The sequence below is a fragment of the Bradyrhizobium sp. genome (assembly GCF_030654605.1).
Taxonomy (GTDB): Bacteria; Pseudomonadota; Alphaproteobacteria; order Rhizobiales; family Xanthobacteraceae; genus Bradyrhizobium.
The window spans coordinates 1-3,846 of the sequence record NZ_JAURXB010000231.1; the positions used below are offsets into that span (position 1 = coordinate 1).

The 3,846-nt window shown below is 64.4% G+C and carries 5 protein-coding genes; 1 reads left to right on the top strand and 4 read right to left on the bottom strand.

Annotation, left to right across the window (positions count from 1 at the left end; all coding sequences use genetic code 11):
* Nucleotides 1-73: 73 nt before the first annotated feature.
* Nucleotides 74-694: a TetR/AcrR family transcriptional regulator gene (locus tag Q7U29_RS20765; RefSeq protein WP_304744411.1), complete on the bottom strand. Its 621-nt coding sequence runs from the start codon at nt 692-694 to the stop codon at nt 74-76.
* A gap of 82 nt (nt 695-776) precedes the next feature.
* On the opposite strand from Q7U29_RS20765, the gene Q7U29_RS20770 reads away from it, so the two are divergent.
* Nucleotides 777-1,568, top strand: a complete 792-nt coding sequence (locus tag Q7U29_RS20770) for a crotonase/enoyl-CoA hydratase family protein (protein WP_304744412.1) — start codon at nt 777-779, stop codon at nt 1,566-1,568.
* Nucleotides 1,569-1,578: 10 nt separating this feature from the next.
* On the opposite strand, the gene Q7U29_RS20775 is transcribed toward Q7U29_RS20770, so the two are convergent.
* The 3 genes from Q7U29_RS20775 to Q7U29_RS20785 all read right to left on the bottom strand — a co-directional run.
* On the bottom strand, nt 1,579-2,286 hold the full coding sequence (locus Q7U29_RS20775) for a glutathione binding-like protein (protein WP_304744413.1): 708 nt from the start codon (nt 2,284-2,286) through the stop codon (nt 1,579-1,581).
* Nucleotides 2,287-2,524: 238 nt separating this feature from the next.
* The gene (locus Q7U29_RS20780; protein WP_304744414.1) at nt 2,525-3,394 is read right to left on the bottom strand and encodes a metal ABC transporter permease; all 870 of its coding nucleotides are present in this window, start codon (nt 3,392-3,394) and stop codon (nt 2,525-2,527) included.
* Nucleotides 3,391-3,846, bottom strand: a 456-nt coding sequence (locus tag Q7U29_RS20785) for an iron chelate uptake ABC transporter family permease subunit (protein ID WP_304744415.1), incomplete at its 5' end; no start/stop codon positions are given. The genes Q7U29_RS20780 and Q7U29_RS20785, both read right to left, overlap by 4 nt.

A 3,846-nucleotide genomic window follows, 5' to 3' on the forward strand; every position in this document is an offset into this window, starting at 1 on the left:
ACGCACTGGGGCTCGGCCACGACCATCAGGTGCTGCTGTCGCAGACGGTGGGGTTTCCGAAGGGGTGACGGCGTCAGGATCTCGCGCTGGCTGCACCGGCGACGGCGCGCCTCCGTCGCGCGGGCAGTGCAGCCGCCGTCAGGGAACGGGCGGCTTCACCGGCTGTCTCCATGTAGGAGGGATCGCGATGCAGCAGAACGACGGCGAATGATCCGTCCAGTAGCAGCAGGATCTGCCGGGCCAGCAGCAGTCCCTCACCGATCCCCCCGGCTTCGAAGGTCACGCGCAGCCAGTTTTCGAATTTCTTCTTGTGCGCGGCGCCGATCTTGATCGCGGGATGGCCGGGCATGTTGGCGAGTTCGGCGGACGTGCGCAGGAAACCGCAGCCCTTCCATTTCGGATGCCGCGCCGAGCGGGCGAGGTTGCGAAAGATGGCCTCGACCTTGTCCGGCAATCCGCCTTCGGTCTCGGCGAACCAGCGCTGAAACAGCGCGAGATTGGGCTGATCGCGGGCGGCCAGATAGGCCGCCACGAGGTCGTCCTTGCTCCGGAAGTGATAATAGAGCGTACGCTTGGTGAGCCCGGCCCTGGCCGCCACCGCGTCGACGCTGACGCCCCTTATGCCATCGCTGTAAAACAGCTTGCTCGCCGCGGCGATGATGCGTTCACGGGTATCGGTAGCAGGTCTGGCCATCCCCCGTATGTATACCGTCCAGTGAATATACTCAACGACCCGAGACTCATAGGGTGAGCCCATGGATTTTGGGAGACGGAACATGTCCGAGGTAGTGCTGCTCGACGTCAGTGACGGGATCGCCCTTGTCACGCTGAACCGGCCTGACAAGCTCAACGCATTGAATTACGAACTGATCGACCGCCTGATGGCGCTGCTCGACCGCATCGAGGGCGATACCGATGTGCGCGCGGTCATTCTGACCGGCGCCGGCGACCGTGCCTTTTCCGCCGGGGCCGACATCCATGAATTTTCCTCGAGCGTTCGTCGCGGCACCGATACGGCGGTCCGCGACTTCGTGCGGCGCGGCCAGGGAATGACGGCGCGGCTCGAAGCCTTCAGGAAGCCCGTGATCGCCGCGATCAACGGCATCGCGTTCGGCGGCGGCTGCGAGATCACCGAGGCCGTGCACCTGGCCATCGCCAGCGACAGAGCGCGCTTCGCCAAGCCGGAGATCGCTCTTGCCATGCCGCCGACCTTCGGTGGCACCCAGCGGCTGCCGCGGCTGGCGGGTCGAAAGCGTGCGCTCGAGCTGTTGCTCACCGGCGAGCCGTTCGCGCCGTCGCGGGCCCTGGAAATCGGGCTGGTCAACAGGGTCGTTCCGCACGACGAGTTGTTGCCGGCCGCCCACGACCTCGCGGCGCACATCGTGCGCCATTCGCCGCTGGCCATCGGCGGCATCATCACCGCCGTGACCCGCGGCTTGAATATGGGCATTGCCGAGGGGTTGCAGGTCGAGAGCGAGCAATTCGCCCGCATGGCGCCGAGCCGCGACCTCGGCGAAGGCCTCGCCGCCTGGATCGCGCGGCGGCCGCCGGTCTACAGCGGCCGGTGACGGCTTTGCGCTATCTCACCACCGCCGCGGTCTGGCCGAACAGCACCCGGCGCTCTTCCTCGGTGCGGTTCACCGGCTGGCCGAAATTCGGATTGATCTCCTTGGCCATGGCGTAGGCGCGCACCGTGGCCGGCCGCTCGCGGATGGTCTCGAGCCAGCGCTTCAGATGCGGAAAATCGTCGATGTTCTGGTCCTGGTTCTTGTAGGGCACGATCCAGGGATAGCTCGCCATATCGGCGATCGAGTATTCGCCGGCGATGAATTCGCGGTCGGCCAGCCGCTTGTTGAGCACGCCATAGAGCCGGTTGGTCTCGTTCACATAGCGGTCGATGGCGTATTTGATTTTTTCCACGGCGTAGTTGCGGAAATGGTGGTTCTGCCCGGCCATCGGCCCGAGCCCGCCCATCTGCCAGAACGTCCACTGGATCGCGTCGTAGCGGCCGTAAAAATCGGCCGGCAGGAACTTGCCGGTCTTCTCGGCGAGATAGAGCAGCATCGCGCCGGATTCAAAGATCGAGATCGGCTTGCCCCCGCCCTTCGGCTCGTGATCGACCATCGCGGGGATGCGGTTGTTCGGCGAGATCGCCAGGAACTCCGGCTTGAACTGTTCGCCCTTGCCGATCTGGACCGGGAATACCTTGTATTTCAGCCCGGTCTCTTCGAGGAACATCGTGATCTTGTGGCCGTTCGGCGTGGTCCAGTAATAAAGGTCGATCATGGCGCGTACCCTGTCCTGCTCACAGATCTCGATTTGGATGCGATTGCATGAAGTTCACCGCATCGAGTGCGCGGAGTCAATGGCGGGCGTCGCTCGCTGCCCATGCTTCGAGACGCTCGCGCTGCTCGCTCCTCAGCATGAGGTTCGTTGTGTTTCAACAAGTTAGACCTCATCCTGAGGAGGCCACGAAGTGGCCGTCTCGAAGGATGGGCTGCAACACCTCTTTGTGATTCCAGGTTTAGCTGTCCACCTCCGGCAGCGGCGCCGCCACATGCCGCGTTCGCATCCAGATGCCGCGTTTCGGCGCGAACAGAAATGCCAGGACGAAGAACACGGCCTGGGTCAGCACGATGCAGGCGCCGGTCGCCCCGTCGATATGGAAGCTGACGATGGTGCCTGCCGCCGCCGACACGATGGCGGTAGCGGTCGCGATCACCAGCATCCGCTCGAAACTGTCGGTCAGGAGATAGGCCGTGGCGCCCGGCGCGATCAGCATGGCGATGACCAGAATGATGCCGACCGCCTTCAGCGAGGCGACGATGGTGAGCGACAGCAGCACCAGCAGGCCATAATGCATCACCCGCACCGGCAGGCCGATCGAACGGGCGTGGTTGGGATCGAAGCAATAGAGCAGGAGATCGCGCCGCTTGACCAGCACGACCAGCAGCGTGCCGCCGGCCACGATGGCGGTTTCGATCAGGTCCCGCGCGGTCACGCCCAGCACATTGCCGAACAGGATGTGATTGAGATGCTGGTCGGTATCCACCTTGGTGAAGATCACCAGCCCGAGCCCGAACATGCCCGAGAACACGATCCCCATCACCGTGTCCTCCTTCACGCGGCTGTTCTCCTTGAGGTAACCGGTCAGCAGCGCGCAGGACAGGCCGGCCGCGAAAGCGCCGAGCGCCAGCGGCAGGCTCAGCACATGGGCGAGCACGATGCCCGGCAGCACGGCATGCGAGATCGCGTCGCCCATCAGCGACCAGCCCTTGAGCACGAGATAGCAGGACAGCACCGCGCAGACCGCCGCCACCATCACCGACACCAGCAGCGCCCGCTGCATGAACGGATAGGCCAGCGGTCCTGATATCCATTCGATCACGATCATCGTGCTTCCGCCTCCACGACGGCGAGACGCCGGCGGCGCGCGGCGATCACGCCATGCTTGGGCGCGAAATAGAACGCCGCGAGAAACAACAGCGTCTGCAGCGAGACAATCACGCCGCCGGTGGCGCCATCGAGGAAGAAACTGATGTAGGCGCCGGCGAAGCTGGTGACCATGCCGAGCGCGACGCTGATCAGGATCAGCCGGCCGAAGCGATCGGTGAGCAGATAGGCTGTGGCGCCAGGGGTCACCACCATGGCGATGACGAGGCAGGCGCCGACGGTCTGCAGCGCCGCCACCGTGCAGGCGCTCAGCAGCGTGAAGAACACGATCTTCAGCGCCTTGGTGTTGAGCCCGATGCTGCGGGCGTGGTTCTCGTCGAAGAACGTCACCATCAGGTCTTTCCAGAGCACCGCGAGGATGGCCAGCGAAACCGCCGCGATGATCGCGACCTG

What these genes read in the sequence shown, in the direction of transcription:
- Q7U29_RS20775 (WP_304744413.1), bottom strand. Translation starts at nt 2,286, where the DNA reads ATGATCGACCTTTATTACTGGACCACGCCGAACGGCCACAAGATCACG.
- Q7U29_RS20780 (WP_304744414.1), bottom strand. Translation starts at nt 3,394, where the DNA reads ATGATCGTGATCGAATGGATATCAGGACCGCTGGCCTATCCGTTCATG.
- Q7U29_RS20770 (WP_304744412.1), top strand. Translation starts at nt 777, where the DNA reads ATGTCCGAGGTAGTGCTGCTCGACGTCAGTGACGGGATCGCCCTTGTC.
- Q7U29_RS20765 (WP_304744411.1), bottom strand. Translation starts at nt 694, where the DNA reads ATGGCCAGACCTGCTACCGATACCCGTGAACGCATCATCGCCGCGGCG.